The sequence below is a fragment of the Kosakonia pseudosacchari genome (genome assembly GCF_015167415.1).
In the GTDB taxonomy this organism is placed as follows: domain Bacteria; phylum Pseudomonadota; class Gammaproteobacteria; order Enterobacterales; family Enterobacteriaceae; genus Kosakonia; species Kosakonia pseudosacchari.
In genome coordinates, this window is record NZ_CP063425.1 from 1,333,272 (window position 1) to 1,357,056 (window position 23,785).

The 23,785-nt window shown below is 58.0% G+C and carries 22 protein-coding genes; 17 read left to right on the top strand and 5 right to left on the bottom strand.

The window, feature by feature from the left end:
* Nucleotides 1–8 precede the first annotated feature (8 nt).
* Entirely contained in the window at nucleotides 9–434 is a 426-nt protein-coding gene (locus IP581_RS06140) for a hypothetical protein (protein ID WP_193822011.1), read from the bottom strand.
* Nucleotides 435–651: 217 nt separating this feature from the next.
* Here IP581_RS06140 and IP581_RS06145 point away from each other — a divergent pair, with 217 nt between their 5' ends.
* From IP581_RS06145 to IP581_RS06155, 3 genes are read left to right on the top strand one after another with little or no spacing between them, the layout of a single operon-like run.
* Nucleotides 652–1,770 (top strand): ABC transporter substrate-binding protein, encoded by a 1,119-nt coding sequence (locus tag IP581_RS06145; protein ID WP_193822013.1) that lies wholly within the window; start codon nucleotides 652–654, stop codon nucleotides 1,768–1,770.
* Between the two features lie 38 nt (nucleotides 1,771–1,808).
* Nucleotides 1,809–2,837 carry a FecCD family ABC transporter permease gene (locus IP581_RS06150; protein ID WP_193822646.1) on the top strand — a complete coding sequence of 343 codons (1,029 nt, stop codon included), beginning with the start codon at nucleotides 1,809–1,811 and terminating at the stop codon, nucleotides 2,835–2,837.
* On the top strand, nucleotides 2,834–3,622 hold the full coding sequence (locus IP581_RS06155; RefSeq protein ID WP_193822014.1) for an ABC transporter ATP-binding protein: 789 nt from the start codon (nucleotides 2,834–2,836) through the stop codon (nucleotides 3,620–3,622). Before IP581_RS06150 ends, IP581_RS06155 begins: the two co-directional genes overlap by 4 nt.
* Nucleotides 3,623–3,701: 79 nt before the next feature.
* Here IP581_RS06155 and IP581_RS06160 read toward each other — a convergent pair whose 3' ends face one another.
* Genes IP581_RS06160 through IP581_RS06170 form a run of 3 tightly spaced genes read right to left on the bottom strand, consistent with a single transcriptional unit; the run spans nucleotide 3,702 to nucleotide 5,969 of the window.
* The gene (locus tag IP581_RS06160; protein ID WP_193822015.1) at nucleotides 3,702–4,181 is read right to left on the bottom strand and encodes a tetratricopeptide repeat protein; all 480 of its coding nucleotides are present in this window, start codon (nucleotides 4,179–4,181) and stop codon (nucleotides 3,702–3,704) included.
* Nucleotides 4,182–4,240: 59 nt separating this feature from the next.
* The gene (locus IP581_RS06165) at nucleotides 4,241–5,539 is read right to left on the bottom strand and encodes a PQQ-dependent sugar dehydrogenase (protein ID WP_193822016.1); all 1,299 of its coding nucleotides are present in this window, start codon (nucleotides 5,537–5,539) and stop codon (nucleotides 4,241–4,243) included.
* A 10-nt stretch (nucleotides 5,540–5,549) separates the two neighbouring features.
* Nucleotides 5,550–5,969 carry a DUF2231 domain-containing protein gene (locus IP581_RS06170; RefSeq protein WP_193822018.1) on the bottom strand — a complete coding sequence of 140 codons (420 nt, stop codon included), beginning with the start codon at nucleotides 5,967–5,969 and terminating at the stop codon, nucleotides 5,550–5,552.
* A gap of 286 nt (nucleotides 5,970–6,255) precedes the next feature.
* Between IP581_RS06170 and IP581_RS06175 the strand changes: the two genes are divergently transcribed.
* The 7 genes from IP581_RS06175 to IP581_RS06205 all read left to right on the top strand — a co-directional run bounded on the left by IP581_RS06175 (nucleotide 6,256) and on the right by IP581_RS06205 (nucleotide 13,668).
* Complete coding sequence (locus IP581_RS06175) at nucleotides 6,256–8,352, top strand: TonB-dependent receptor (protein ID WP_407659115.1); 2,097 nt, start codon at nucleotides 6,256–6,258, stop codon at nucleotides 8,350–8,352.
* A gap of 36 nt (nucleotides 8,353–8,388) precedes the next feature.
* A complete protein-coding gene (locus tag IP581_RS06180) occupies nucleotides 8,389–9,297 on the top strand; it encodes an ABC transporter substrate-binding protein (protein WP_193822019.1) in 909 nt (302 codons plus the stop codon).
* Nucleotides 9,294–10,280: a FecCD family ABC transporter permease gene (locus IP581_RS06185; RefSeq protein ID WP_193822021.1), complete on the top strand. Its 987-nt coding sequence runs from the start codon at nucleotides 9,294–9,296 to the stop codon at nucleotides 10,278–10,280. The genes IP581_RS06180 and IP581_RS06185 overlap by 4 nt, the downstream gene beginning before the upstream one ends.
* Nucleotides 10,270–11,301: a FecCD family ABC transporter permease gene (locus IP581_RS06190; RefSeq protein WP_086871434.1), complete on the top strand. Its 1,032-nt coding sequence runs from the start codon at nucleotides 10,270–10,272 to the stop codon at nucleotides 11,299–11,301. Before IP581_RS06185 ends, IP581_RS06190 begins: the two co-directional genes overlap by 11 nt.
* A gap of 15 nt (nucleotides 11,302–11,316) precedes the next feature.
* On the top strand, nucleotides 11,317–12,111 hold the full coding sequence (locus tag IP581_RS06195; protein ID WP_193822022.1) for an ABC transporter ATP-binding protein: 795 nt from the start codon (nucleotides 11,317–11,319) through the stop codon (nucleotides 12,109–12,111).
* Nucleotides 12,098–12,844, top strand: coding sequence for an IucA/IucC family C-terminal-domain containing protein (locus IP581_RS06200; protein WP_193822023.1), 747 nt, complete (start codon nucleotides 12,098–12,100; stop codon nucleotides 12,842–12,844). Before IP581_RS06195 ends, IP581_RS06200 begins: the two co-directional genes overlap by 14 nt.
* Before the next feature lie 62 nt (nucleotides 12,845–12,906).
* The gene (locus tag IP581_RS06205; RefSeq protein WP_193822025.1) at nucleotides 12,907–13,668 is read left to right on the top strand and encodes an AraC family transcriptional regulator; all 762 of its coding nucleotides are present in this window, start codon (nucleotides 12,907–12,909) and stop codon (nucleotides 13,666–13,668) included.
* On the opposite strand, the gene leuA is transcribed toward IP581_RS06205, so the two are convergent.
* On the bottom strand, nucleotides 13,658–15,328 hold the full coding sequence (gene leuA, locus IP581_RS06210) for a 2-isopropylmalate synthase (protein WP_097400578.1): 1,671 nt from the start codon (nucleotides 15,326–15,328) through the stop codon (nucleotides 13,658–13,660). The genes IP581_RS06205 and leuA overlap by 11 nt on opposite strands.
* A gap of 183 nt (nucleotides 15,329–15,511) precedes the next feature.
* Between leuA and IP581_RS06215 the strand changes: the two genes are divergently transcribed.
* The 7 genes from IP581_RS06215 (at nucleotide 15,512) to IP581_RS06245 (ending at nucleotide 23,759) form a co-directional block, all read left to right on the top strand.
* Complete coding sequence (locus IP581_RS06215; protein WP_086871445.1) at nucleotides 15,512–15,709, top strand: hypothetical protein; 198 nt, start codon at nucleotides 15,512–15,514, stop codon at nucleotides 15,707–15,709.
* 1 nt (nucleotide 15,710) lies between these two features.
* Complete coding sequence (locus IP581_RS06220) at nucleotides 15,711–16,481, top strand: hypothetical protein (RefSeq protein ID WP_086871447.1); 771 nt, start codon at nucleotides 15,711–15,713, stop codon at nucleotides 16,479–16,481.
* Nucleotides 16,482–16,757: 276 nt separating this feature from the next.
* A complete protein-coding gene (locus IP581_RS06225) occupies nucleotides 16,758–20,933 on the top strand; it encodes a beta strand repeat-containing protein (protein ID WP_193822027.1) in 4,176 nt (1,391 codons plus the stop codon).
* 100 nt (nucleotides 20,934–21,033) lie between these two features.
* On the top strand, nucleotides 21,034–22,695 hold the full coding sequence (locus IP581_RS06230) for a ShlB/FhaC/HecB family hemolysin secretion/activation protein (protein ID WP_193822029.1): 1,662 nt from the start codon (nucleotides 21,034–21,036) through the stop codon (nucleotides 22,693–22,695).
* A 154-nt stretch (nucleotides 22,696–22,849) separates the two neighbouring features.
* A complete protein-coding gene (locus IP581_RS06235; RefSeq protein ID WP_193822030.1) occupies nucleotides 22,850–23,188 on the top strand; it encodes an SdpI family protein in 339 nt (112 codons plus the stop codon).
* Entirely contained in the window at nucleotides 23,185–23,457 is a 273-nt protein-coding gene (locus tag IP581_RS06240; RefSeq protein WP_193822031.1) for a MafI family immunity protein, read from the top strand. The genes IP581_RS06235 and IP581_RS06240 overlap by 4 nt, the downstream gene beginning before the upstream one ends.
* A 47-nt stretch (nucleotides 23,458–23,504) precedes the next feature.
* The gene (locus IP581_RS06245) at nucleotides 23,505–23,759 is read left to right on the top strand and encodes a hypothetical protein (RefSeq protein WP_193822033.1); all 255 of its coding nucleotides are present in this window, start codon (nucleotides 23,505–23,507) and stop codon (nucleotides 23,757–23,759) included.
* The last annotated feature ends 26 nt before the right edge of the window (nucleotides 23,760–23,785 follow it).

A 23,785-nucleotide genomic window follows, 5' to 3' on the forward strand; every position in this document is an offset into this window, starting at 1 on the left:
GGGGGCGTTTATGTCGCCGGGTGCAGCAAAATCACATCGTTATCGATGGTGCTGGCCTGGCTTTGTGGCGTACTGGCGTTTTTGTCATAGCGCGGCGGCGTGATCACCGGGTAGACAAAACTGCCCACTTCGCTGCACTGCTCCGGCGCTTGCGCTCCCGCATAAAACAGAAAGTACTGACCGGAATCCGGGAAAAAGGCTAAGTTGTCGCCGTTGCCAAAGGTGGTGCTCCAGAACGGCACGCCCGCTTTAGTTTTGCTGCGCTCTTTTCCCGCCGCGACCTGAAAATGGTCGCTCCATTTCATGGTAATCAGGTTGTAGTCGAAAAAAGAGACCGTCAGATTGCCGCGCGTCGGGCAGTGAAGTTTGACGGCCTCATCAGCCCTCACACTGGAGATAAAGGTTACCAGCAAGAGAAGCAGGGAGTCTTTCATCGGCGGTTTCCGCAGGTTTTTGGCAAAGCACGAAGGTAATCCATCGCGCCGGTGAAAATCCGTAAGAAACGATGTCAGCAAAAGAGAAAACGAATCAGGATGTTAACGCGGGGTTGCGGCCAGCCTGTTTTTTGATGTTGTATAGGCTTCGTTTACTTTGACATGATAATAATTATCAAAATCATTCATATCTGACTATCGGCAGGGTTGTTTTTTTATGCAAGGGAAATCGATCTTTACGCTCGCGCTCTCCGCTTTTCTCGCTGTTCCCATGCTGGCACATGCCACGCAATATCCGCTCACCGTTACCGATTTCGATGGCCGCAACGTGACCATTGAACACGAACCGCAACGCATTATTTTGCAGGACGGGCGCGACATCATGACGATGGCGCTGCTCGATCGCGATAATCCGTTTAAACGGCTGGTGGCATGGAACAATCTGGCGAAAAAACAGGACATTGCCACCTGGGAAATGCTGAAAACCCGGTGGCCGGAAGCGACCCGCATTATGGACATGGGCTTTAGCGATAAAGGCAATGTTGACCTGGAAAGCGTGCTGGCAAAACAGCCGGATCTGATGATTGCGCAGCTGCGCGCGAAACCGGCGCTGACCGATAGCGGCGTGCTGGCCAAACTGACCGCGCTGCACATTCCGGTGGTGTTTGTTGATTACGAAGTGAACCCGGTAAAAGACACCGCACCAAGTATCGATCTGCTGGGCAAAGTGATTAACCGCGAAAGCAACGCGGCGGCGTACACTGCGTATTATCGCCAGCAATTGGTAGCGATTGAGCAGAAAACAGCGGCCATCAATCCGAAACCGAAAGTATTCGTCGAAGCGCTGGCCGGTAACGCGGAGAGCTGCTGCTTTACGCATGGCCACAGCGGTTGGGGCGGGCTGGTTGAAGCCGTCGGTGCGAAAAACCTTGGCTCGGAACTGCTGCCGGGCGCAACCGGCTTTATCTCGCTGGAGAAAATCATCAGCATCAACCCGGATGTCTATATCATGACCGGCTCAAAACGGGGCAACAGCCAGGTGCTGCCGCTCGGTTTGAATGTGTCACAGAGTGAGGTGAACAACCAGGCGCAGGTGCTGCTGCAGCGCACTGGCATCGCGCAGATCCCGGCGGTCAGCGCCAAACATGTGTATGGCGTTTACCATCACTTTTATAACCATCCGTACAACATTGTCGGCATGGAATATCTGGCGAAAGATATCTATCCGCAGGCGTTTGCGGATTTGAACCCGGATGCGACCTACCATCACATCATCAAAAACTTCACCAAACTGCCGGATAACAACTTCGTGTATAGCTGGCAGCAGAACAAATGAGTACCACTCTGGAAACTCGCGAGCAGAGGCAGGACAGCCTGATGCTCAACTACCGCGTGATCCTTCGCCGCCGCGTCAGTTTGCTGGCGCTGCTGGTGGTGTGCATTGTTGCCTCGATGCTGCTGGATTTCACCCTTGGCCCCTCCGGCCTGCCGCTGGATACGCTGTGGCAAACGCTGGTTGACCCGGCGAGCGCCGATGCCGGTACGCGGGTGATTGTCTGGGATATCCGCATGCCCTACGCGCTGATGGCGATCATTGTTGGGCTGACGTTGGGGCTGGCAGGCGCGGAGATGCAGACCATCCTCAACAACCCGCTGGCGAGCCCGTTTACGCTCGGCGTGTCGTCGGCGGCGGCGTTTGGCGCGGCGCTGGCGATTGTACTTGGTATCGGCATTCCCGGCGTTCCGGCGCAGTGGTTTATCTCGGCGAACGCGTTTTTCTTCGCGCTGCTGGCGGCGCTGTTGCTGGACGGTATCACCCGCTGGACGCAGGTGGCGACATCGGGCGTGGTGCTGTTTGGTATCGCGCTGGTGTTTACCTTCAACGCGCTGGTGTCGATGCTGCAATTTATCGCTAACGAAGACACGCTGCAGGGGCTGGTGTTCTGGACCATGGGCAGCATTGCGCGCGCGTCGTGGGAAAAACTGGGCATTTTGCTGCTGGCGCTTTCGGTGATCTTGCCGCTGTCGATGCTCAGCTCGTGGAAGCTGACGTCGCTGCGCCTCGGCGAAGACCGGGCGATAAGTTTTGGCATTAATGTGCGTCGCCTGCGGCTGGCGACACTGCTGCGCATCAGCATTTTGTCGGCGCTGTCGGTGGCGTTTGTCGGCCCGATCGGTTTTATCGGTCTGGTTGCCCCGCATATTGCCCGCATGGTGTTTGGCGAGGATCACCGTTTTTATCTGCCCGGTAGCGCGTTGACTGGCGCGCTGGTGTTATCGCTGGCCTCTATTGTTTCCAAAAATCTGATCGATGGCGTGATTATTCCGGTGGGCATTGTCACCTCGCTGGTCGGCGTGCCGTTCTTTATCACCATCATTGTGCGCCATCGGGGGAGTGTATGAGCCAGAGCGGCCTGAGCCTGCGCGGGTTTGGCGCGGGGTATCATAAGCGACAGATTATCCGCGATCTCACTATTGCCAATCTGCCGCGTGGCAAGGTGACGATTCTGCTTGGGCCAAACGGCAGCGGCAAATCGACGCTACTGCGGGCGATGGCCGGGCTGAACAAGGCGGAGGGGGAATTGCGGCTGGATGGCGAAGAATTGCTTAGCCAGCCGTTTGCCCGACGTGCGGAGCAGGTAGTTTACCTGCCGCAATCGCTGCCAGCGGGTGTTCATCTGCATGTGCTGGAGTCGATTATTGTGGCGCAGCGTGCTTCCGGCGGTTTACACAGTGCGGCAAAGCAGGCCGAAGTGATGTCGCTCTTGCGCCAGCTCGGTATTGAGCATCTGGCGCTGCACTATCTCGACCAGCTCTCCGGCGGGCAGAAACAGTTAGTCGGTCTGGCACAATCGCTGATCCGCCAGCCTTCGCTGCTGCTGCTCGATGAGCCGCTCAGCGCACTGGATCTCAACTACCAGTTCCACGTAATGGATCTGGTAAAGCGGGAAACGCGTAGCCGCAATATCGTCACGGTTGTGGTGGTGCACGATATCAATATCGCGCTGCGCCACGGCGACCACGTGCTGATCCTGAAAAAAGGCGAACTGGTAGCAAACGGCGTGCCGGGCGAGGTGATAACGCCGGAAAGCCTGGCGCAGGTGTACGGTGTGCGCGGGCGCGTGGAGGCCTGCTCGCAAGGGATGAAGCAGGTGATTATTGACGGCTTAACCCACCAGGCAAGCTAGCCTGAACGCGGCATCGGCATCGGCATCGGCAACGACTGTCGGCTGTCGGCGGGCTGCGGCAAACGGCACCGCTAAAGCGTCACCAGCGTTGATGCGGGTGCTGCGCGTAGTGATGCAGCACCGCTTTATAGGGTTCGGTGCGGGCGTCGGGATGCTGAATAATCGACTCCAGCAGCACGGCCATGGCGCTGTCGTGTTCGCCAAGATTGTGCAAACACAGGGCATAAAAAGGCCGCACTTCGGTGGCTTGCGGCCAGCTTGTCATGATCTCCTCAAACAGGGTTTTCGCTTGCGCATATTTCCCCAGGCAGCGCCACGTTGACGCCAGACCAAACTGCGCTTCGAACTTATCTTCGCCGCTTAATCCGGCCTCAAGCGCCGCCAGATAGTGAGGCTCGGCGTCGCGCTCTTTGCCTTCGTTATCATATGACCAGGCGATATTGAGCAACGCCTGCGCGCGTAGCGCGGGCTCTTCTGCCAGGGCATGCAGCGCCTGACGGCTTTTATCGTGTTGACCCTGTTTGCGCAGCGCAATCGCTGCCTGCAATCTGCTATCCATCGTTTTCATCCGTTAAGGGGGTTTGAACGTTATAAAGCAGGCAGCAGGCAGCCACAAGATTAGCGCGCGCTGATCCGCCAGATGGCGTTACCGGCATCGTCGGCAACCAGCAGGCCGCCTTGTTTATCCATCGCCAGCCCGACCGGCAGCCCGCGCACCTGTTTCTGGTCATCAGTAAGAAAACCGGTCACGACCGGCTGCGGTTGGCCAACCGGTTTGCCGTTCTCAAATTTCACCCACACCACCTGGTAGCCATTAAGCGGCTTACGGTTCCAGCTTCCGTGCTCGCTGATAAACGCGCCACCGCGATACTGCGGCATGTTATCGCCGGTATAGAACAGCAGCCCCAGCGGGGCGACGTGTGAGCTAAGCGCGTAATCCGGCTTGATGGCCCCGGCAACTAAGTCGGGGCGCGGCGGTTTAACGCGTTCGTCCACGTGCTGGCCAAAGTAGCTGTAAGGCCAGCCGTAGAACCCTTTCTCTTTTACCGAGGTCATATAGTCCGGCACCAGATCGGAGCCAATTTCGTCGCGTTCGTTGACGATCGCCCATAACGCGCCGCTTTCTGGCTCCCATTGCAGGCCGGTTGGATTACGCAGCCCGCTGGCGTAAATGCGGCTTGCGCCGGTGGCGGCATCCACTTCCAGCACCGCCGCGCGGCGATATTCCGCGCCAATGCCGTTTTCGGTGATGTTGCTGTTGGAACCCACGCCGACATAGAGTTTGCTGCCGTCGGGGCTGGCGAGCAGGGATTTGGTCCAGTGGTGGTTAATTGGCCCGCCGGGCAGTTCGGTAACGGTTTCACCCGGCGCACTGACGCTGGTTTCCCCCTGTTGATACGGGAATTTCACCAGACTGTCGGCATTGGCGACCCACAGCGTATCGCCAATCAACTGCATACCAAACGGCGAGTGCAGGTTTTCAATAAACGTGTGTTTCTGCCATGTCCCTCCCACGTTACGCAGTAAGGTGATGCGGTTGCCGCCAGGCCCGCCTTTGCCGGAGGCTTTTTGCACCAGACCCATAATCAGCTGTTTCGGGCGCGTAGTCGGTTTGGCTGGCGCGTTGGCCTCGGCTACGAGAATGTCGTTATTCGGCAAAACGTACAGCTGGCGCGGATGCAGCAAGCCCTCCGCTACTTTTTCAATCTTTAACCCCGGCGGGACGGTTGGGGTTTCGCCCGCTTTCCACGCCACGCCTTCCGGCACCTGCATGGGCGGTAACAGAAAATTCTGCGCTTTGGGGAGCTCAGGCTCAGGGCCAACTTGCTTCATCGGATCAATGTTAGCCCCCTGATCGCAGGCGGTGAGCAGCGCGGCGAGGGCGGCAACAGTCAGTAAGCGATTACGCATATTCATGGTTTTTTCCTTACTGGAGACGTGTGCGCAGGGCGAGTTGAACATGAGCAATCAGCAGCAAAATCACCACCGCCGTTGAGAGGATCACACCAGACGGCACCACCGCGTAAGCATCCCGGCTATGCACAAAAGCGTTAAAAATCGCCAGCACGATAGCCACCAGCCAGAGCCAGAAATGGAATTTCTCCGCGCCTGAAGTGCGATGGCGCTGGGTCACGAACACCTGCATCAGATGTATCAAACGGGGAATGATGGCAATCAACAGACCAATGGCGATAAGCCAGCTTGCCGCATCGGTCCACATGATTTGAAAGGTTTTAATGTAGAGAATATCGAAAATCCACGCCGCGACAAAAAAGCCGGTGGGCAGCGGGTTAAAGAGTTCGTAAAGCGCAAGCGTCGCGCGCGATGGCCCGGAGAGTGTTTGCATTGGTCTTTCCTTTTGGTGGAAACAATCGGGGTAAGCCACAGGATCTGCTTGTTAAAGGGTAGACCGCTTAGACAAAATTTAATTAATTTTGCTTATGTGTTGCGTTTATTCCATTCACGACGAGCTAATCCTGCGGGCCACAATTTCGCCTGGAAAATATTCACTTTACATTCTTTTATCGATAATGATAATCGGTATCAAAATGTTTCTTATTGTTGTCATTTGATTTTCTTACGGAATGATCCCTGCAAAACGTAGGGAATAATAAAAATTGAGGGTTGGTTAGATGAGAATTTCCCCTTTGTACGGCGCGATGGCTCTGCTTTTCGCCTCGCCGCTTTATGCGCAGGATGCGAAAAATAACGATGATGAACTGATTGTGACCGCCACCCGAACTGACGGTTCGCGTAATGATTCGCCACAGGTCATTAAAGTCATCAGCGAAAAAGAGATTGCCCAGCAGCGGCAAATCACCTCCGATACCTCGCAGATCCTCAGCAACCTGCTGCCGTCGTTTTCGCCGTCACGGCAGAAAATGTCCGGCAGTGGCGAAACGCTGCGCGGGCGTACGCCTTTGGTAATGATTGACGGGATCCCGCAATCAAACCCGCTGCGCCCGACTGGTCGCGAAATGCATACCATCGATGCTTCAATGATCGAGCGCATTGAAGTGATCAAAGGGGCGAACGCCAGCAACGGCGTCGGCGCGACGGGTGGGGTAATTAACATCATCACCAAACGTGCGAAACCGGGCACCGTCAACCAGCACGTCAGCGTGGAAACCACCACGCCCACCGCGGAATTTGACCGCGATACGCTTTCCTATAAAACCAACTACAGCATCAATGGCAGCGAAGAGTACATCGATTACCTGTTCGCGCTGAGCTACGAAGATCAGGGGTTGTTCAAAGACGCCGATAATCACGCCATCGGCGTGGATAACACGCAGGGCGATTTGATGGATTCCCGCGCCTGGGATCTGCTGGCGAAAGTGGGGTACTGGCTGGATAACGATCAGCGCGTACAACTGAGCCTTAACCGTTACCGCCTGAAAAACAAAGATAACTATGTCAGCGTGCGAGGCGATCGCGATGACGGCGTATTAACCACATCGAAGAAAGGCAATCCGCCGGGCAGCGCGCCGCACAACGATGTCTGGACGGTGGGTGCTACCTACGATAATTACAATCTGGCAGGCATGAAGCTGACGGCGCTGGCCTATTATCAGCGTTATGAGGCGCTGTTCGGCGCGACCAATTCCTCGTCGTTCCAGGATCCCGCCATTGCCCCCATCGGCACGTTGTACGATCAGAGCCGTGCATATACCGATAAGTACGGCAGCAAAATCGCGCTCACCAAAGACGATCTCTGGGATGACCGCATTAAAGCGACGGTGGGTTTCGATACCCTGTTTGATAACTCGAAACAGGATTTATGGGCCACCGGGCGCACCTACGTACCGGAAATTAACTACACCGATCTGTCACCGTTCCTGCAACTCGAATACACGCCAGTTGAATCGGTGAAATTAAGCGGCGGCGTGCGCTATGAATACGCCCGGCTGAATATCGACAGTTATCAAACCGTGTGGGCCAATGACCGCGTGACAGTGGAAGGCGGCACGCCATCGTTTGACCAGACGCTGTATAACGCCGGTGTGGTCTGGACGCCGATCGAGCCGTTAAGCCTGTTCGCCAGCTACAGCGAAGGGTTTGCCGTGCCGGATGTCGGGCGCGTGCTGCGCGGCATCGACACGCCGGGCGTCAAACTGGATAACTACAACGGGCTAAAACCGATCGTCACCAAAAACAGCGAAGTTGGTTTCCGCGTACAACAGGCGCCGTTTGATTTCGAAGCCAGTTACTACCAGTCCACCTCGAAGCTCGGTAGCCGCGTTGAGCTGGTCAACGACGCCTTTGTCGCCCGTCGCGAAAAGACCGAGATTGACGGTGTGGAAGTGAGCGCCGGTTACAGCCCCAATGCCGATCACAAATTAACCTTGTCGTGGTCACACATGCGCGGGCGCTATGACAGCGATGACAACGGTAGCCTGGATGCGAAACTCGATGGCTTAAACATCGCCCCGGATCGCATCATCGCCAGCTGGTCGGCAAACTGGAATGCGCAACTGAGCACCTTCCTGCAGGCCAACTGGGCGCTCAGTAAGACATTCGACGACGCGGAAAAGGACTTTTCCGGCTATGCGCTGGTGGACGCGGCGGTTGGCTACAAGCTGCCGTACGGGCAGGTGAGCCTTGGGGTGTCTAACCTGCTGAATAAGCAGTACATCACCTACTATTCGCAAAGCGCGTCTGTCGATCCGGATCGCTATTTCGCCGGACGGGGACGCACCGCGACGCTGGGCTACAGTCTCGATTTCTGAGTATTGCCGCCCCGTTTAGCGGGGCGGTTTGAGTGGATGATGAAAAACGAACTCGCTTTCTCGCTTTCGCGCCGACGCGGTTTACAGGCGCTACTGTTGTGCAGTGTCTCACCATTGCTGTTTGCCCGACCCGGCGTACCGCGCGCGGTTTCTCTGTTTCAGGGGGCAACCGACAGCCTGGCCGCGCTGGGCGTTACGCCCTGCGGCATTGTTGAATCCTGGGCGGAAAAACCGGTGTACCGCTATTTGCGCCCGCAACTTTCCGGCGTGCCGCAACTGGGGCTGGAGACGCAGCCTGCGCTGGAAAAAATCGCGCTGCTTAAACCGGATATCATTTTCGCTTCCCGCTTTCGCCACCAGGATGTTGCGCCGCTGATGGCGAAAATCGCCCCTGTTACGCTACTGGACGATGTCTTTGAATTCAAAAAAACGCTGACGGTGGTGGCGCAAAAACTCGCTCTAACCAGCACTGCCGCGCAACTGCTCCAGCGCTGGGATGCGCGTATTGCCGCACTGCGCAGCCTGATGCAACAGCGCTTTGCCGGGCAGCGCGCGCCGCAGGTGTCGGTGATTGAAATACGTCCTGACCACATTCGCAGCTATGTGGCGAACAGCTTTCCCGGCTCGGTGATGTCCGAAGTGGGATTTGCCTGGAATGTGCAGGCCATGCAGGCACACAGCGCCTCGCTGCGTTTTTCCAGCATGGAGAATATTCCGCTGCTGGATGCCGATCTGTTTTTTATTTTGTTGCGGGACAACAGCCCGGCCATCACGCGCCAGTATCACACGCTGACGGCACACCCGTTGTGGCGGCAACTGCGCGCGGTGAAAGCGCGGCAACTGTGGGAGGTGGACAGCGTGCCGTGGAGCTTATCCGGCGGCATTCTTGGTGCTAACCAGATGCTCAATGATGTGGAACAGGCGCTCAACCGGGGGCATGTATGAGCGGGCGTTTTCTGCTCTGCGGGCTGCTGCTGGTGGCGCTGATGGTGCTCAGCATCATGACTGGCGCGCGGTTTTATTCGCTCACCCAACTGACGCAGGCGCTGCTGCATACCGATCCTGGCAGCGCGGTGGATATCATTATTCGCACTTCGCGCCTGCCGCGCACCGTGCTGGCGGTTGGCGTTGGCGCATTTCTCGCCGTGGCGGGCGCGTTGATGCAGGCGTTGACCCGTAACCCGCTGGCCTCGCCGGGGCTGTTTGGTGTTAATGCGGGCGCGGCGCTGTTGATTGTGCTGGCAGGCAGTTTTTTCGCCGTCGGCGATCCGTGGATCACGCTGTTGCTGGCTTTTAGCGGGGCCTGCGCCACCGGCACGCTGGTGTGGTTTGCCAGTAAAGTCAGTAACGGGCAGCTTAATCCCCTGCGGCTGGTACTGGCGGGCGTGGCGATCACCGCGCTGTGTAATGCGTTTACCCAGGCCATTCTCGTTATCGATCAGGAAAGCCTCGACACCATGTTGTTCTGGCTGGCAGGTAGCCTGGCGGGTAACGATGTACAGCATGTGTACCCGATGCTGCTTCCCGGTGCGCTGCTGGTGGTTGCCGCCTGCTTTTTCGCCGGGCAGATGAACGTGCTCAATGCCGGAGAAGAGATTGCTCGTGGGCTGGGGCTGAATATCGCGCTGGTGCGCCTGCTGGCGAGCATGCTGGTGGTAGGGCTGGCGGGCTGTGCCGTAGCATTAGCGGGAAATGTCGGTTTTGTCGGTCTGATGGTGCCGCATATAGCGCGCCAGTTATTTGGCAGCGACCTGCGCCGGACGCTTCCGGCCTGTGCGCTGCTCGGCGCGTTACTGTTACTGGCCGCAGACATCGCCGCGCGCGTGGTTATCCTGCCGCAGGAGTTACCGGTTGGTGTGATGACCGCACTGATGGGCGCGCCGTTTTTTATTCTGCTGGCGCAAAGCAGGGGGAACCATGCCGGATAGCCAGCTTTTGCGCTGCGGGCCATTTTCCCGCCACTACTCCCGGCGTTTACTGCCGCTATTACTCGGCTGTACGGCGATGACTTTGCTGGTCGCGCTGGTGGCATTGAACACTGGCGATGTGGCTTTCTCGCTGGCGCAAACGCTTCGGCTGCTGGTGCAGCCTGACGCCAGCGCGCACAGTTTTATTCTGCACCAGTTGCGCCTGCCGCGCGTGGCGCTGGCGATGCTGGCGGGCGGCGGGCTGGGGCTTGCCGGGTTGATCCTGCAAACGCTGGTGCGTAACCCGTTAGCGTCGCCGGATACGCTCGGTGTGACCGCCGGGGCGAGTGCCGGTGCGTTGCTGTGGCTCTCCTTTTTCAGCCTGCGCTATGGCAGCGCGCCCTTGCCGTATGCGGCGATGGGCGGCGCGGCCTGCGCTGTCGGGCTGATCTTTTTGCTGTCGTGGCGCAAAGGTCTGACGCCGCTGCGGCTGATTCTCACCGGCGTGGGGGTTTCCGCGCTGGCGGGCGCGGTGGTGACGCTGGTGCTGGTGTTCAGCCCGCTGACCACCACCTTTTCCGCCTGGGTATGGTTGAGCGGCAGCGTGTATGCCGCCACCTGGGATAAAGTACTGCGCCTGCTGGCGGTGTATGTCTGGGCGGTGCCGGTGCTGCTGTTTCTGGCTCGTTATCTGAAAACCCTGCAACTGGACGATGCGCTTGCCATCGGGCTTGGCGTTCGGGTGCAGCCGCTGCGAGTGTTGTTACTGCTAAGCTGTGTGGTGCTCTCCGGCGGGGCGATTGCGCAGGTGGGGGCGATGGCCTTTGTCGGGCTGATTGCGCCGCACCTGGCAAGGCTTGTGGTGCGCCAGGGCTTTTTCGGCCAGGCGTTTGTCACCGTTTGCAGCGCTGGCAGTATGGTGGTTATCGCCGACCTGTTCGCCAGAACGCTATTCCGCCCGGCTGATTTACCGGCCGGCATTTTTGTGGCGCTGGCCGGTGCGCCGTTCTTTTTGTGGCTGCTGATTCGGCAGCGGACGTAATCTGATGGGGAAAATGTGTCTCTCTCAACGCAAAAGCTGAGCGTCAGCTATCAACAGCGGCAGGTGATTAACGCGCTGGATTTAACCCTGCCAGGCGCGAAAGTCTCGGTGCTGATTGGCAGCAACGGCTGCGGCAAAAGTACGCTGCTCAAAGCCATGGCGCGCTTGCTGACACCGCAATCCGGCACCGTTATTCTCGATGGACTGGACATTCACGCCAGCAAAACGGCGGAGATTGCCCGCAAGCTGGCCATTTTGCCGCAAACGCCTGTCGCCCCGGAGGGCATCACGGTGCGCCAGTTAGTGAGCCTGGGGCGTTTTCCTTATCAGAACTGGCTGCGCCAGTGGTCGCAAGAGGATGAGCAGCAGGTGAATGCCGCGCTGCGCCTGACGGGAACCGACGCGTTGCAGCATCGCCCGGTGGATGCGTTATCCGGCGGACAGCGCCAGCGCGTGTGGATTGCCATGACGCTGGCGCAGGCCACTGACACCCTCTTGCTGGACGAACCGACCACCTATCTCGATCTGGCGCACCAGATTGAGATCCTCGAACTGTTGCGCCAGCTCAACCGGCAGCAGGGCAAAACCATTGTGATGGTGCTGCACGATCTTAACCTCGCCTGCCGCTATGCCGATCATCTGGTCGCTGTGCATGACGGGCGCGTTTATGCCGAAGGCGCGCCGCAACAGATAATGAGCGAAACGCTGGTCAGCGACGTGTTTAATCTGCGCTGTCGCATCATCGACGATCCCTTTTTCCATACGCCATTGTGCATTCCATTTCCCGGAGCGTCAGATGCTGACGGTTGAAGAGCATTCGTATCTGCAACGCGTTTTTCGCCTGCGTTCGCGATCACAAGCCGATGCGCGCAGCATACCGGCCAACGCGCTGCTGGATGCACAAACCTGTCGCGAGCTGTTAGTGCGGGTGATGCCGCTGACTGGCGCGCCGGATCTGGCGATTGCCGCGTCGCTGCTCGCCAAACGGCTGGCCTTTCTGGCGACCGGGAATGTGCTGTACGCGATGAGCGTGTTTGATAAAGGCTTGCCGTTAAGCCTTTACACCAGCCGGGTGGAGTATGCGCATGACAACGGGCTGTGGAGCTCGTCGCTGCCGGTGGATGTCACGGTAACGCATTACCTTCAAGGTCAACGCGACGCGTGGCGCGAAACGGTGGTTGGCGCGTTGTTTCGCGACTATTTATCGCCGTTGTGGCAGAGCCTGGCGCGGGTCAGCGGTTTGCCGGAAGCGATTCTCTGGGAAAACACCGCCGTGCGCGTTTACTCGCTCTACCAGGGGCGAATGGAGGGGCTGAATGCGCCACAAGCGCAGCGCCAGCAGGCGGATTTCGACTGGCTGCTGGACGCGGCTGCGCCTGATCTGTTTGCTGCGCCCTGGAATCCGCTGAAGCGCTTTCGCCGGCCTGCGCAAAAGAACGCGGCGGGTAAGATGGTGCGTTTTCGCCGCACCTGCTGTTTTTATTACAAAGCCTCAACGCCGGTGGAATATTGCCACAACTGCCCGCTGTGCCGGGAGAAATAAATGACAGCGAGCGCGGCGGTGATTAAGGTAATGTCACCCTGCAAAATAACAACGGTCACGCCGTGAAACAGACATTCGCCCTCGATTTTTCCCACCGCGCGGTGATCCCCTACGCCCATGATTACCGGCACGGGGAGCATGAGCACTGGCATACCCATCCATGCGATCAACTGATTCACACCTTAAGCGGGGTGATCCGTGTGGAAACGCAGCAGGGTATATGGATTGTGCCGCCTGGCCGTGGCGTGTGGATACCCGCGCAGGTGTCCCACGCGCTGCGAATCGACGGCGAAGTGCAGGCGCGCGGCGTGTTTGTCGAACCGCTGGCGCGGGCGGATTTACCGGTGGTTTGCCAGGTGGTGCGCGTCAGCGATTTGCTGCGGGCGTTGATTCTGAATGCGCTGGAATTGCCCCAGGCGTATCAGGCAGGCAGCCGCGCGGAGCGCATTTACGAACTGATCCTGGATGAAATCCGCCTGATGAATACGCTGCCGTTTTGCCTGCCGGAACCCACTTCCGCCCGGTTAAAGCAGCTTTGTGACGCGGTGCGATGCGATCCGGCGGGTGAGTGGACGCTGGAAAACGCCGCCCGCCAGGTCAGCATGAGCGGGCGAACGTTGTCGCGCCATTTCTACCAGCAAACCGGGTTACAGTTCAGCGAATGGTTACGCCGGGCGCGTTTGCTGGCGGCGTTAACCCGGCTGGCGCAGGGTGAGCCGGTCACGCAGGTGGCGCTGGAGTGCGGTTATGCCAACCCCAGCGCATTCAGCGCCATGTTTCGCCGGGTGATGGGCGTGCCGCCCGGCGATTACTTCACCTCGTAATGAAGGGCTGTGCGGCATTCAGCACCGCCTGCAACGACGCGCGAGTGATGTCGCTATCAATGCTCACCCCCCAGGCACGTTCGCCGTTTGTATTCTCACAGCAGACATACGCCACCGAGCGGCTGTCGCTGTGCTTGCCAAGCGTATGTTCGTGGTAGCTCTCAATGTTGATCTCCACCTGCAAGCTGCGGCACAGGGCGGTGATGGCGGCGGAAAGAAAGCCGTTGCCGCTGGCGTCCAGTTTCAGTTTTTTATCGAGGCACACGATCTCCGCCTGTAAGGTGGTGCGCTGCCCCGGCTGGTTAGTGCAGACATACTCAATCAGTTGCAGCGGCGGGCGCTCCACCAGCCCGTAGTGCTGACGAAACAGATTCCAGATTTCCATTTGCGACATCTCTTTGCCGTTCGCATCTGCCGCCTCCTGCACATGCTGGCTGAACTCCTGTTGAAGTTTGCGCGGCAAATTCAGGCCATGGTTCTGCTCCAGCAGCCACGCTGCACCGCTCTTACCGGACTGGCTATTGACGCGGATCACCGCTTCATAACTACAGCCAATGTCTGCCGGATCAAGCGGCAAATAAGGCACTTCCCAGAACGCGGTCGGGCTGTTTTGCCGCGCGGCAAAGCCTTTTTTAATCGCGTCCTGATGCGAACCGGAAAAGGCCGTGAACACCAGTTCCCCGGCGTAGGGATGACGCGGCGCCACCGGCAACTGGTTGCACTCTTCAACGATCTCAACCACCTTTTTCATCTGGCTGAAATCAAGCCCCGGCGCGATACCCTGGGTATAGAGATTCAGCGCCAGCGTCACCAGGTCGGCATTACCGGTGCGCTCGCCGTTGCCAAACAGGCAACCTTCCACGCGCTCCGCACCGGCGAGCAGCGCCAGTTCGGCGCTGGCAATCCCGGTGCCGCGATCGTTATGGGTATGCACACTGATACACACCTGTTCGCGACGCGAGAAGTGGCGGCAAAAGTGCTCAATCTGGTCGGCATACACATTCGGCATGCTCACTTCCACTGTGGCGGGCAGGTTGATGATCATCGGCCTGTTTGCGCATGGCTCCCAGACATCGGCCACCGCTTCGCAAATTGCCAGCGCAAACTCCGCTTCGGTAAAACAGAAGGTTTCTGGTGAGTACTGGAAAACCCACGCGGTTTCTGGCGCGTTTTCACAAAGGCCGCGAATTTGCCGCGCGGCGTTGACCGCCAGCGCGACGATCTCCTCGCGGCTCTGGCGAAAGACCTGCTCGCGAAACACCGGCGCGGTGGCGTTATACAGATGCACGGTGGCGCGTTTCGCGCCCTGCAGCGCAGCAAAGGTGCGGGTAATCAACTCTTCCCGCGCCTGGGTTAATACCTGAATGGTCACATCGTCCGGAATCCGTTGTTCCTCAATCAACTGGCGCACGAAATTGAAATCCGTTTGCGAGGCGGACGGAAACGCCACTTCAATCTCTTTGAAGCCGCAGTCGAGCAGCAGTTGCCAGAATTTCAGCTTACGCGCGGCGTCCATTGGCTCAGCGAGCGCCTGATTGCCGTCGCGCAGATCGGTGGAGAGCCAGCGCGGCGCATGGGTCAGCGCGTTATCCGGCCAGCGGCGATCGCGCAGCGCTAAGGGGTTGTGGCGTTGATATTTTTCAGCAGGGGTCGTTAACATTTTTCGGGTCTCCGCAGGGTGTGGTTTCAGTTTCCACGCCGCGACCCTGCGTCGCCCCCGCGCAACGGACAACGTATTGCGTAAAAGTGACAACCTGATCGAAAAGCCCTGCGGCAGTAAGAATCCGGATGAAAAACGCCTTACGCGCGACAGGGTTTCTATACTTGGCTGCGGAGGTAAGAGATGAAAAAAATGTTGTATTCATTGTTCGCAAGCCCGGACAGACTGTTGCAGGTGATGAGCCACAGTGAAATTCAGGACGCGATTGAAGATGGCGAACGTATTGTGGTTGATGCCGATGGCAATACTTCGGTGAATATCCATTGCCAGCGCGTGCAGGAAGATTTCAAACGCCACGTCGACGCGTTAAAGAGGGCCTGACATGGGAACGGCAATCTTTATGGTGTTGATGGTCTGCGGCTACTGGTACACCTCGCACGATCTCTCCACCCGTTTTAAATTCAAACGCAGCTTCGGCTGGGATGTCTACTTCCTCGTGGCGCTGTATGGCTGCGTTTTTGTATTACAGGGGATTCTGGCGACCGGGTTACTGTGGCTGTGCCTGTTGATCACCTCTGCGGTGATGAACGCCTGGCCTGCGGTGTTTGGCCCGGAGCAGCACCACCTGCACATGAGTTTTATGAACTGGAGTTTTTTAGGCATCCAGGCACCGGTGGTGATTATGCTCGCGTTTGCGGTGCTGTTTTGCCTGTGGCGCTCAAACTGGTCCGGCAGCGCCAGGCTCGACAGCAACGGCCGCCGCGAACTGTATAAACACCTTTCGCGCGCCAACGGCGTGGAAGGACTGATTTATCAGTGTATGGAGAAGGGCGATCTGGCGTGGATCACGCTCAAATCGCAACGCATCTACATTGGCATGATCCATACCGCCACCTTTGATAGCGGCGACGCCAATAACATTGTGCTGATCCCGATGCTCAGCGGCTATCGCGATGAAAGTACCCTCGATCTGCATGTCGAACACAACTACAGCGCGTGGTATGACGCACACAATATTGATCTCGCTTCACAACCCCGCTCGGCGCTCGATTTCCGCAAAGTGCTGCTGCTCTCGCAGGTGGAAAGTTTGTCGCTGTTCGACCCGGCACAGGTGATGGCGATGGGGATCAATCGCGTGCCTCCTCAGGATTAACCACGCAGACTGGCCGGGTCAGCGCGCTGCGCCCGGCAGAATATCCTGCCAATCAATCCCTTATTTTTATTTGTGAAAATATGCAACGAGATGTATCCGAAATGATAAAGATTTATCTTAAGGTGACGATAACCTTATTGTTACGGCGCATTTACATAATTCTGCGATAGCGACAGCTCAGACCTGTTGATCTGCAAGGGATGTAACGTTGCTTTGCAAACAGCAACTTGCGAGTAAACACCCCATTACTTTCTTGCTATCACAGGAATGATGCTCATGACATCATCGTTTTGCTTATCTTCAGTTCAGCACCAGGGCCGTAATACGCCACCGGTTTTTACAAAACGTGTTATCGCGCTGTTTGTCAGTGCACTTTGCGCCGCACCGGCGCTGGCGGGCGAGTTGCCCACCGGCGCGAACGTCGCGGCGGGGCAGGTTTCCATTGGGCAAAATGGTTCCGCCGTCACGGTGAACCAGCACTCCAATACCGCGATTGTTAACTGGAACAGTTTCTCCGTCGGCAAGGGCAATTCGGTCGACTTCGTGCAGCCGAGCAGCTCCTCCGCCATTCTTAACCGCGTCACTGGCGCAACAAAATCCACCATTGCCGGCTCGATAACCGCCAATGGTCAGGTTTACCTGGTGAACCCGAACGGCATCGCCATTACGCCGGGCGGCACAGTAAAAACCGGCGGCGGCTTTGTTGCCTCGACGCTGGATATCAAAGATGAAGACTTCCTCAAAGGGAAGCGCGTCTTCACCGGCAACGGTTCATCGGCTGAAGTGAGCAACGCAGGCGTGATAAGCGTCGGGCGCGGCGGTTATGCGGCATTGATTGGCGGCAGCGTCAAAAACGACGGCTTGATTAATGTCCCGGTCGGCAAAGTGGGGCTGGGGGCGGGGGAATCTGCCACGCTGGATCTCTCCGGCGACGGCTTCTTGCAGGTTGCTGTACCGGGCAATTCCGGCGTGAAAGAGGCGCTGATCCAAAACAGCGGTACTGTGTCGGCCCAGGGCGGTTCGGTGGTGATGACGGCAGCCACGGCGCGCAATGCGGCGCGTAATGCCATCAACCTGAGCGGCGTGGTGGAAGCCGACAGCGTCAGCGGTCAGAACGGCGCCATCGTGATTGGCGGCGGCGAAGGCGGCAATGTGGCGCTTTCCGGCACGCTGAGCGCGAAATCAAGCGACGGCGCGGGCGGGAAAATCACCGTTACCGGCGATAACATTACGCTGGCGGGCGCGAAAATTGACGCTTCCGGCAAAACCGGCGGCGGTAACATTAACATTGGCGGCGAGCGCCAGGGCAAAGGCAGCACGCAACGCGCAACGAATACACACATCGACAGCGCCAGCCGGATCACGGCAGATGCCACAAGCCAGGGCAATGGCGGCGATGTGGTGGTATGGTCGGATAACCAGACGACGTTCAGCGGTAAAATCAGCGCACGCGGCGCGGGCACCGGCAAAGGCGGTGAAGCGGAAGTCTCCGGCAAAGCCAAACTGGCCTATACCGGTAGCACCGATCTCTCTGCGCAAAGCGGTAAATTCGGCAACCTGCTGCTCGACCCGCATAACGTGGTGATCTCCACGGCGGCTGACAGCAGCACCGGCTTTAGCGCCAGCGCGGACGACAGCGTGATTAACGTGACCACGTTACAAAACGCGCTCTCTACCGCCAACGTCACGGTCTCCACCGGCTCAACTGGCAGCCAGAATGGCGACATCACGCTTGCCACCAACCTTGGCTGGACGACCGATACCACCCTAACGCTGGCGGCGGCAGGCAATATCATTCTCAACGGTAATATCTCGGCCACCGGCGCGAACGCGGGCCTGGCACTGAACTATGGCATCGGCAAAGATTACACGCTGCTCTCCGGCAAACAGATAACCATTCCTGGCGCGAATGCGTCATTAACCATTGGCGGGCAGAATTACACGTTGATCCGTACGATGGCGGATCTCGATGCCATTGACAGCACCGGGCTTGGCGGCAAATACGCGCTGGCGCAAAACATTCTTGCCATTGGTAATACATACACGTCTTCACTGGTTGGCGTCTCTTCCAGCGCGCCATTTAGTGGCATCTTCACGGGGCTTGGGCACACCATCTCCAGCCTGACCATTAACAGCGCCGATACCTATGTTGGCTTGTTCGGCTATAACACCGGCACCATCCGTAACATGGGGCTCAACTCGGCGCAGCTTACCGCCTCTTCGACATCGCCGTTCTACGCCGGGCTGCTGGCGGCCTACAACACCGGCACCATCGCCTATTCAACGGTGCTGGGTTCATTGACCCGTTCGTCCGACGCCACCGCGTATATGGGCGGGCTGGTGGGTAATAACGCCGGGCAGATCTCCTACAGCCGTTCGGGCGCGTCAATCACCGCGACGAACAGCTCTAACTGGTCTTACTGGGGCGGCCTGGCCGGGCAGAACAGCAAAAACATTACGCAAAGTTATTTCGACGGCTCCCTGAACCTCTCCGGCACCAGCGGCAACGGCTTGCAGTATGTCGGCGGGTTGACCGGCTACAACATGGCGGGCGGCACCATCAGCGCCAGTTACGCGTCCGGTAGCGTGACCGGCAGCGGGATGGGCGGCGCGATTGGCTATGTCGGCGGGCTGGTGGGGAATAACGCCGGGAGTATCACTAACGTCTACTCCTCCGGCGCGATTAACGCCGGTTTGAACGCGCAGGCAGGCGGGCTGGCGGGCAGTAACACCGGAACGATCAGCGGCGGTATTGCCACCAACACCATCAACGTCACCTCCACACCCAGCGCGATAGGTGGGGTAGTGGGTTCCAAAAGCGGGAGCGGAACGCAGAGCAACCTCTACTGGAATAGCGATAACGTCGCGGCAGGCATTGGGCGCGGTGCCAATGGAACGGAAGCGATCACCGGTTTAACTACCGCGCAAATGAACAACAGCGCGAATTTTATCGGGCTGGATAATAAAGTCTGGGCACCGGCCACCGGTTCCGCCACGCCGGCGCTGTTCGGCGTGTCCGGTATTGTTGGTGTGGCGCAGACTGCTATCTATGGTACGAACCCGGTTACGACTTACTACGGCGCCGGGTTCTGGAATGCCATCAGCGGCAGCCTGACGAACGGGCTGAGAAGCACCGATAACGTGGGTAGTTATGCGCTGGACACCACCGGTATCAGTGCGCTTAAACCTAACGGGCAGCCAGCCAGCATTGTGGGCGTGGGCGCTACGGTAACGCCAGCCACGCTGACCATCAACGTGGCTGACGCCAGTAAAGTATATGGGCAGTTCCCGGGATTGGTGAATTACACCGCGCAAGGCCTGGTTAACGGTGACACCGTCAATGGCTTGACCTATACCAGCCTGGGCTTTGCCACCACGGCTAACGTTGGCAGCTACAGCATTACGGGGAGTAACGCCAGCGGCAGTGGTTTGTCCAACTACAACATTGTCTATCACAACGGCAATCTGACCGTCACACCCGCGGCGCTGACCATCACCGCCGATAACGCCAGCAAGGTTTACGGCGGTGCGGCGAATTTAAGTGGCTACAGCATTGTGGGCTTGTTAAACGGCGATACGGTAACGAATGTCGCCCTTAACAGCGCCGGTGCCGCCATCACCGCAGGCGTGGGCAGTTATGCCATTAACGCCAGCAATGCAAGCGGCAGTGGTTTGTCGAACTACACCATCAGTTACGGCGCAGGTTCGCTGAACGTGACGCCAGCGCAACTGGTGATCAACGCGGGTAACGCCAGCAAAACCTATGGCGACCTTGTCAGCCTCCGCGATTATAGCGTGCTCGGCCTGCTTAATGGCGACACGGTGACCGGTGTGGCGCTGAACAGCGCAGGTGCAGCGGCGACGGCTAATGTTGGCAGTTACGGCATCAACGGTAGTAACGCGACCGGCAGCGGTTTGTCCAACTACGTTATTAGCTACAACGGCTCGCTGAACGTGACGCCTGCCGCGCTGACCATCACCGCGAATAGCGGCAGCAAAACGGCCGGTAGCACCGTGCAACTGGGCTATAGCGCAAGTGGCCTGCTGAACAGCGATGCCATTAGCCATGTTGATGTCACTAGTGATGGCGCAGACCGTACTGCCGTTGCTGGCAGCTATGCGGTGGTTGCAGCCAACGCCAGCGGTAACGGGCTGGATAACTACATCATCAACTATATCGACGGCACGCTTGTGGTGAACCCGCAGACCGGCACGCCGACGCCAACCCCGACACAAACACCGGTATCAACACCGTTAGCCGCCACCATTGGCAACCGTGTCTCGGCGCAGGATGTGACGCGTCAGTTGACGGGTAACACGATGCTGGTAACCCATGATGCCAGCAGCGCTGGCAGTGCGGATAACACGCTTATCGCCACGGCCGACCCTCGCCTGGCGGGTGCGGTCTGTTCCATGGGCGCGGATTTAGCCCTTTCCTGCTCCGGCAAGTAAAAATAAGAGATAACTCATGCGTTTATTTTCACAATCTTCACTTTTTGCACCGACATTGCTGAGCCTGAGTATCGCCGCGAGCTTACACGCGGGAGCCGTGATGGCAGCACCCAGCGCCGGTCAACTGGTGCAACCCTCGTATGCGCCGGTTCAGCAGCACACCGGCGGCGGCATTACGCTGCCTGCCACCACCGGGCTCACTGCGCCGAACGGCGCGGAAAAACTGTTTGTCACGCCAGCCGGTCTGCGGGTTGAAGGTGGCTTCCCGCAATTAGCCAGCGAAACGGCGCGCATTGAGTCGCGCGTCAAAGGCCGCCGTGTCTCTGCCGCGAATCTGTTTGCCGCCGCGCAGGAACTGGAAACCGCGTATATCAAGGCGGGTTACTTGCTGGCGCGCGTCAGCCTGCCGCCGCAACAACTCAAAGATGGTGCGCCGCTGCGTGTGGTGATTACCGATGGCTATGTGGAAAAAGTGGATGCCTCTGCGCTGCCGGACACCGCGCGCAGCCGGGTGGAAAGCCTGTTGCAACCGCTGGTAGGCGAGAAACATTTAACCCGTAAAGCGCTGGAGCGGCGTTTGCTGCTGGCAGGTGACACGCCGGGTGTGATGCTGAAATCGACCCTCAAACCGGGCAGCAAACCGGGTTCAACGGTGCTGATTGTGGATGGTCGCTACGATCCGGTTGCCGGGCAGGTGACCTTTGATAACGGTCTTTCTGACGAGCTGGGTAAGTACTCACTCGGGCTTGGCGGCCAGCTTAATAACCTGACGGGCTTTGGCGAGCAGGTATACGTGCGCCTGAACGGCTACCCGCGCGGCGATAACCCGTTTACCGATACGCAGCCGCGTAACCGCCAGTGGGCGCTCGGCGTGGTCGTGCCGCTGGGTACTGATGGTTTGTGGATGAACGTCGAAGGGGTGGACAGCCGCACGAAACCGAAAACCGACAGCGGGTTGACCTCGCGCGATCACTTCCAGCGTCTGTCATCGCGTGTCGGCTACCACTGGGTGCGTGCGCGTGATTTCAACACGTCGACCTTGCTGTCGCTGGATGTGCAAAACGAAACGCAGCATTTGCAGTTCAATAACAATGAGGTGCCATTTACCGACGATCGCCTGCGCATTGTGCGCCTGGCGCAGTCGATGGATTACACCACCAATTTTGACGCGCGTTTCGCCTCCAGCCTGACGGCCTCTTTTGGTATCGATGGCCTGGGCGCCCGCCACGGGACTACCGATCTGCCGATGAGCAGAGAGGGGGCCGATCCGGATTTCCAGAAGCTGGAGCTGACCATGAATTACAGCCAGCCGTTAGTCGATGGCAAGGTACAGCTCTCGCTTTCTGGCCTGGCGCAGACCTCGTTTGACCAGGCGTTGCCATCTTCTGAGCAGGCTTCACTTGGCGGCAGTACGTGGCTGTCGGCGTTTGATTCCGGCACGGTCAGCGGCGACAGTGCCCTGGCAGCGCGTGCTGAAGTGGGCTTGCCGCAGCCGCTCGGCGCGTTTTCCTGGGCACCAGACCTGGGTAGCGCGGTAATGCCATACGTCTTCGGTTCGCTCGGTTCCGTAAGCCAGGCGAAACCGACGGCGCTGGAGAAAAAAGAGGTGCACGGTAGCGCATACGGTGCCGGTTTGCGCCTGAGCGCCAGCCAGGCAGCAAGCCCGAACAGTGCGATGCTGACGCTGGAGTACGCACGAGGTAATCAAAGCGGCGAATCGCAGGACAACCGCTTTAACCTCAGCCTGCTGACCTTCTTCTAAACCTCGTACTTTCCCGCGCACCGTCTGGGGTGCGGGTTTCTTCCCTCCACTAAAAACAGCGCTATCCCGCTCAGGCATAGCCGTTGCTTTCTGCCGTTGCCGGGAACATCATGTTTTGCCACAGAATATGTCTGCTCAGCATCAGGAGCCTGCAATGAACGACATTTTTCTCTCCTTCAGCGTCGGGATGCGGGTGTTAATGGCAGTCGCCACTCCGCTGGCGCGACAACGTATCGAACCCAATCGTTTTTACGGCGTGCGTACCGCGCTGACCTTGCGGGATGACGCGGCCTGGTATCGGGCGAATCGTCCGTTTGGCAAGGTGATGCTTGCCTGCGGTGCAGGATTTTTTCTCTTTCCGGCGCTGCCCGGTCACTGGCGTGAAAACGCGGATAACGCAACCACCCGCATCGTACTGTTTTTGCTGGCGGTATCTGTGCCGGTGATCTGCGCACTGATTAACGCATCGCGGGAGAAGAGAGGATCGTCATGAGCGAAGGTATCAAGGCCTTTGGCGCACGTTTCGCCGGGCGTGTTGATGTAGAGAAACTGCGCTTTGCCATTGAATATGTCGATTACGGTGAGAGTGGTTTAGCGTTTGAAACGATTTGCGATTATATCGTCGAAGAAGACGCGCCCATCAGCGAAGAGGAGTACCACCTCGCCGTGGAAATTTTTAACGACTACGGCGGTAAATGGGGGGCTTTCAGTATTGAACAAATGAAAGAATTGATTGTGAAAGGCGACGGTTCCGCTTCGTAATATGTACGTCGAAACAACTGAAAATGTAGCCATAAGGCGCGGTAAAATTGCCAACACGCTGTGAAATCGCGCTGGCGAAAGTGGTTGTCGATTTAGCCATTATCCTTAAGTTTACCGGTGAAAACCGGCGGGATCAGGGTGCTGCCATCAACGCGCTGGAGCAGGTTGCCGCTGGACTGCAAATGCTAAGCGCAAGTGATAAACATCACCTGACGGCGATGTTTATCGGGTTATCGCGGCGCTATCCAGCCGATAAAACCGCGTTTGTGAGCCATTTACCTGAAGCGTTAGGGGGACGGTAATGGCCGGGAAGCACGAGCATTTCCCG

What these genes read in the sequence shown, in the direction of transcription:
- IP581_RS06140 (WP_193822011.1), bottom strand. Translation starts at nt 434, where the DNA reads ATGAAAGACTCCCTGCTTCTCTTGCTGGTAACCTTTATCTCCAGTGTG.
- IP581_RS06145 (WP_193822013.1), top strand. Translation starts at nt 652, where the DNA reads ATGCAAGGGAAATCGATCTTTACGCTCGCGCTCTCCGCTTTTCTCGCT.
- IP581_RS06155 (WP_193822014.1), top strand. Translation starts at nt 2,834, where the DNA reads ATGAGCCAGAGCGGCCTGAGCCTGCGCGGGTTTGGCGCGGGGTATCAT.
- IP581_RS06160 (WP_193822015.1), bottom strand. Translation starts at nt 4,181, where the DNA reads ATGGATAGCAGATTGCAGGCAGCGATTGCGCTGCGCAAACAGGGTCAA.
- IP581_RS06165 (WP_193822016.1), bottom strand. Translation starts at nt 5,539, where the DNA reads ATGAATATGCGTAATCGCTTACTGACTGTTGCCGCCCTCGCCGCGCTG.
- IP581_RS06170 (WP_193822018.1), bottom strand. Translation starts at nt 5,969, where the DNA reads ATGCAAACACTCTCCGGGCCATCGCGCGCGACGCTTGCGCTTTACGAA.
- IP581_RS06175 (WP_407659115.1), top strand. Translation starts at nt 6,256, where the DNA reads ATGAGAATTTCCCCTTTGTACGGCGCGATGGCTCTGCTTTTCGCCTCG.
- IP581_RS06180 (WP_193822019.1), top strand. Translation starts at nt 8,389, where the DNA reads ATGATGAAAAACGAACTCGCTTTCTCGCTTTCGCGCCGACGCGGTTTA.
- IP581_RS06185 (WP_193822021.1), top strand. Translation starts at nt 9,294, where the DNA reads ATGAGCGGGCGTTTTCTGCTCTGCGGGCTGCTGCTGGTGGCGCTGATG.
- IP581_RS06190 (WP_086871434.1), top strand. Translation starts at nt 10,270, where the DNA reads ATGCCGGATAGCCAGCTTTTGCGCTGCGGGCCATTTTCCCGCCACTAC.
- IP581_RS06200 (WP_193822023.1), top strand. Translation starts at nt 12,098, where the DNA reads ATGCTGACGGTTGAAGAGCATTCGTATCTGCAACGCGTTTTTCGCCTG.
- leuA (WP_097400578.1), bottom strand. Translation starts at nt 15,328, where the DNA reads ATGTTAACGACCCCTGCTGAAAAATATCAACGCCACAACCCCTTAGCG.
- IP581_RS06215 (WP_086871445.1), top strand. Translation starts at nt 15,512, where the DNA reads ATGAAAAAAATGTTGTATTCATTGTTCGCAAGCCCGGACAGACTGTTG.
- IP581_RS06220 (WP_086871447.1), top strand. Translation starts at nt 15,711, where the DNA reads ATGGGAACGGCAATCTTTATGGTGTTGATGGTCTGCGGCTACTGGTAC.
- IP581_RS06225 (WP_193822027.1), top strand. Translation starts at nt 16,758, where the DNA reads ATGACATCATCGTTTTGCTTATCTTCAGTTCAGCACCAGGGCCGTAAT.
- IP581_RS06230 (WP_193822029.1), top strand. Translation starts at nt 21,034, where the DNA reads ATGGCAGCACCCAGCGCCGGTCAACTGGTGCAACCCTCGTATGCGCCG.
- IP581_RS06235 (WP_193822030.1), top strand. Translation starts at nt 22,850, where the DNA reads ATGAACGACATTTTTCTCTCCTTCAGCGTCGGGATGCGGGTGTTAATG.
- IP581_RS06240 (WP_193822031.1), top strand. Translation starts at nt 23,185, where the DNA reads ATGAGCGAAGGTATCAAGGCCTTTGGCGCACGTTTCGCCGGGCGTGTT.